The organism is Streptomyces tateyamensis (assembly GCF_003205575.1).
GTDB classification, from domain to species: Bacteria; Actinomycetota; Actinomycetes; order Streptomycetales; family Streptomycetaceae; genus Kitasatospora; species Kitasatospora tateyamensis.
Genome location: NZ_PYBW01000185.1, coordinates 1 through 3,665 on the forward strand (window position 1 = coordinate 1; position 3,665 = coordinate 3,665).

Genomic DNA, 3,665 nt, shown 5'->3' on the forward strand with positions numbered 1-3,665 from the left:
GCACCGAGACCGCCGCCGTGGTCTCCACCTACCCGCTGGCCAGTCAGGCGCTGGGCCGGCTACGCAAGAACGGCGTGGTCCAGGTCCCGGTCGCCACCTTCCTGACCGACATGTCGGTGCACCCGCTCTGGGTCGCCGAGGGCGTGGACCTGCACCTGGCGCTGCACGAGGTGGCCGCGATCCAGGCGGCCAAGCACGGCGCCACCGACGTGGAGATCTGCGGCCCGCTGGTCGGTCCGGCCTTCCGCCCGGCCCGCTCGGAGGCCGAGGTCGCCCGCGAGCGCACCCGGTTCGGCCTGCCGCTGGACCGCCCGGTGGCGCTGATCACGGCCGGCTCCTGGGGCGTCGGCGAGGTCGAGCTGACGGCCCGGGAGATAGCGGACGCCGGAGTGGCCGTCCCGGTCACCGTCTGCGGCCACAACGACGTGCTGCGCCAGAAGCTGGAGCAGGCCGGCATCGGCGTCGCGCTCGGCTGGGTGGCGGACATGCCCGCGCTGCTGCGGGCCAGCTCGGTGGTGGTGCAGAACGCCGGCGGGCTCACCTCGCTGGAGGCGATGGCGAGCGGCATACCCGTGGTCAGCTACCGTTGCCTGCCGGGCCACGGTGTGACCAACGCGGCCGCGCTGGACGAGGCGGGGCTCGCGGCCTGGATCCGCAGCGAGCGCCGGCTCGGCAAGGCGCTGGTCGAGGCGCTGGCCGCCGGGCCCGTCCCCGCGCCGCGCTCCGCGCACAGCGCCGACCGCATGGTCATCGCCCTGGCCGGCGGTGTGCCCGAAGAACCGCTGCTGGAGGTTGCCTCGTGAAGACCGCCCGAGTCCTGGGCCTGACGGCGGGTGCGCTCGCGGTGGCGCACAGCCTGCCCGCGCTCACCTCGCTCGGACCGGTGCGCCCCTGGGTCGCACCGCGGCTCAGCGGCCCCGGCGACCCGGGGCACGTGGCGCTCACCTTCGACGACGGCCCCGACCCGGCCTCCACCCCGAAGTTCCTCGCCGAGTTGGAGAAGACCGGCACCAAGGCCACCTTCTTCCTGCTGGGCCAGATGCTGATCAAGGCCCCGGAGCTGGGCCGCGAGCTGGTCGCCGCCGGGCACGAGGTCGCGGTGCACGGCTGGGCGCACCGCCCCCTGCTGATCCGCTCGCCGCGCGCGACCCGGGACGACGTGCGCCGGGCCCGCGACCTGATCGCCTCGGTCACCGGCGAGCAGCCGCGCTGGTACCGCCCGCCGTACGGAGTGCTCAACGCCGCGGCGCTGTACGCGGCCCGGGAGAACGACCTGCGCACGGTGCTGTGGACCCACTGGGGCCAGGACTGGACGGCCCGCGCCACCGCCGACTCGGTGCTGCGCAGCGTCACCCGGGCCCCGCTGGCCGGGGGCACCGTGCTGCTGCACGACTCCGACTGCACCTCCGCCCCGCTGGCCTGGCGCTCCACGCTGGGTGCGCTGCCCCGGCTGCTGGACCTGTGCGCCGAGCAGGGCCTGAAGGTCGGCCCGCTGCGCGAGCACGGCCTGGTCGCCTGAGCGACTGGGCGGCTGCTCGCCTGAGCGGCCGGCGACCGAGCGACTGACTGATGGCGGCTCGGCCCACCCGGCCGAGCCGCCGCCAGGTGTGCCCGCCGTCAGGCCTTTCAGCTGACCGTTCGGCCCCCGAAGGCCGGATACCCCGGCAACGGGCCCACCCCCCACCCTCCGGCAACCTCCCTCAGCAGCAGCCGCATCGTCTCCGCGAGCGCCGGGAAGTCCTCCATCGTGCTCGCCATCTCCCAGCGGTGCCTGAGTACCTGGCGCCTCGTCGGGACCGGTCGTCGGGTTCGGTGAAGCGGCCCGTCCTTCACGGTGCGCGGGAGGAGCCGCACCGTCGCCTCGACCGTCCAGACCGCGATCGCCTGCCTCATCCCGGCCTGCCACACCGCCTCCTCAGCCAGCGCCGGGTACGTCGCCAGGATCTCCGAGCGATAGGCCTGCTCGATCTCCTGCGCCAACCCGGTCGGCAGGCGGTAGACGCACCAGCAACTGGAGAAGGGCATCCGGCAGTACGCGGCCGTCAGGAAGACCGACTGGAAGCAGGCTGCTTCGAAGTCGACCAGCCGCAGGCCCTCCGCAGTGAGCAGGCTGTTGTCGGGGCAGGTGTCCCCCGGAGTGAACGCCGGGTAGTCCTCCCCGCCTGCCGTCCCGATCCGTGCCAACTCCCCCACCAGCCCCGGCGGCGGCGTGATTCCGGCACCGGCGAGCAAGGCGGGCAGGGCAGTGGCATTCTCTTCGATCCACGGCTGCTCCCCCCAGGACGGCATGCCCTTGTCGTACCGTGTCCACAGCTGCGCGAGGTCGGCTTGCCGGTGCACCGACCCGGCAGCCAACCGCCCGAGCGCGCGGGCCCAGGCCAACAGGCCCTCCTCGGCTGCCTTCGGGTCATCCCCGAGCAGCACGTCAGCCAGCGTCGGCGCACCTCCGAAGTCCGCCATCACCAGCAGCGGTACCGCCTTGTCCACACCGAGCAGGGCAGGGCCCGCCAGCCCGAGGGAGAGACCGGCGGCCTCGGAGGTGAAGGAGCGCAGTGCCTCCGGCTCGTTGCTGAACGACTTGACGATCACGCTGCCGCCGGCTGCCGTGCGGCAGCGCAGCACGGTGCTGCGCGTGCTGCCTCCCAGGTCCACCGGGTCGGACAGCACGGTACCCAGCAGGTCGCCCGCCGTGCGCAAGATCAAATCCATCTCGGCATCCTGCCACCGCTCGCCCGAGTGCCGCACCCGCCTCTGCCGCTGCGCTCGAAGAGGTCCACGTCTGCGTCGGCGAGCCCAACCGGGTGCGGATCGTCCGTTTCGTGTTCCGAGGGGCCCTATGTGACGTTATGTCAGTTGCGCAATCACCTGAACGTGTGGGCTGCCCCGCTTCGGCCGGTCCTGGCGGCCGGCGGCGTGCTGAAGTGGCTGGTGAACCTCAACTCACCCCACCGCGCGCTGTCCAGCCGAGGAGGCTTCCCATGACCGCCGAGCAGATCCCGTCGACCGCAGTGATCCGCGTCTCGCGCGCCGAGTTCGAACCCGGCCGGTACGAGGAGATCCGGGAGATGAACGTCGCCACCGGCCGCTACCTGGTGCCGGCCATCCAGCAACTGCCCGGCCTGATCAGCTTCCACACGGGCGTCTCGCCCGACGGCTCGATCGTCCAGATCAGCATCTGGGACACCGACGAGCACGCCCAGCAGCTGAACCACCTCAAGGAGATGGCGGTGATCGCCCGCGGCGAGGCCGAGCGGGCCGGCGCCAGGTTCCTGCCCATCGTGCACTACCCGATGGACTGGAACATCTGACCACCGGGTGGGCCGCACCGCTCCAGCGAGAGACCTGATCTGGCGCACCGCCAGGGCCGAGGCCCGCGCCCCCTGAACCGACCGTCCCACCCACCACGGGGCTGCCGTGGGGGAGCAGCCCCGTGGTGGGCACCGGTGGGACCCCCCCGTACCCCGGGCTCGGGGAAGAGCCTGGGGTACGGCGGTCCGGCCGGGACTTCCACCCCGGCAATGTGCTCTTCGGGGCTTCGGCCGGCGCCGGTGCCCGGATCACATCCCTGGACGACTGGGCCGGCGCCTGCTGGGGCCCGGCGGACCTCGGCTGATCATTTCCGCCGCATTCACGGGACCCGGCGAACCTGAGTTCCGCAGCTGAGG

The 3,665-nt window shown here is 73.0% G+C and carries 4 protein-coding genes; 3 read left to right on the forward strand and 1 reads right to left on the reverse strand.

The window, feature by feature from the left end; genetic code table 11:
* Nucleotides 1–803: glycosyltransferase (locus tag C7C46_RS31630; RefSeq protein ID WP_146259296.1), on the forward strand; the 803-nt coding region annotated here is incomplete at its 5' end.
* Nucleotides 800–1,519: a polysaccharide deacetylase family protein gene (locus tag C7C46_RS31635; RefSeq protein ID WP_110673361.1), complete on the forward strand. Its 720-nt coding sequence runs from the start codon at nucleotides 800–802 to the stop codon at nucleotides 1,517–1,519. The genes C7C46_RS31630 and C7C46_RS31635, both read left to right, overlap by 4 nt.
* A gap of 107 nt (nucleotides 1,520–1,626) precedes the next feature.
* Here the strand turns inward: C7C46_RS31635 and C7C46_RS31640 are convergent, their stop codons facing one another.
* The gene (locus C7C46_RS31640; RefSeq protein ID WP_245985254.1) at nucleotides 1,627–2,745 is read right to left on the reverse strand and encodes a hypothetical protein; all 1,119 of its coding nucleotides are present in this window, start codon (nucleotides 2,743–2,745) and stop codon (nucleotides 1,627–1,629) included.
* 233 nt (nucleotides 2,746–2,978) lie between these two features.
* On the opposite strand from C7C46_RS31640, the gene C7C46_RS31645 reads away from it, so the two are divergent.
* Entirely contained in the window at nucleotides 2,979–3,308 is a 330-nt protein-coding gene (locus tag C7C46_RS31645) for a hypothetical protein (RefSeq protein WP_110673363.1), read from the forward strand.
* Nucleotides 3,309–3,665 lie beyond the last annotated feature (357 nt).

Bases quoted from the DNA above. Each gene is read 5' to 3' on its own strand.
- C7C46_RS31645 (WP_110673363.1), top strand. From the start codon at position 2,979: ATGACCGCCGAGCAGATCCCGTCGACCGCAGTGATCCGCGTCTCGCGC.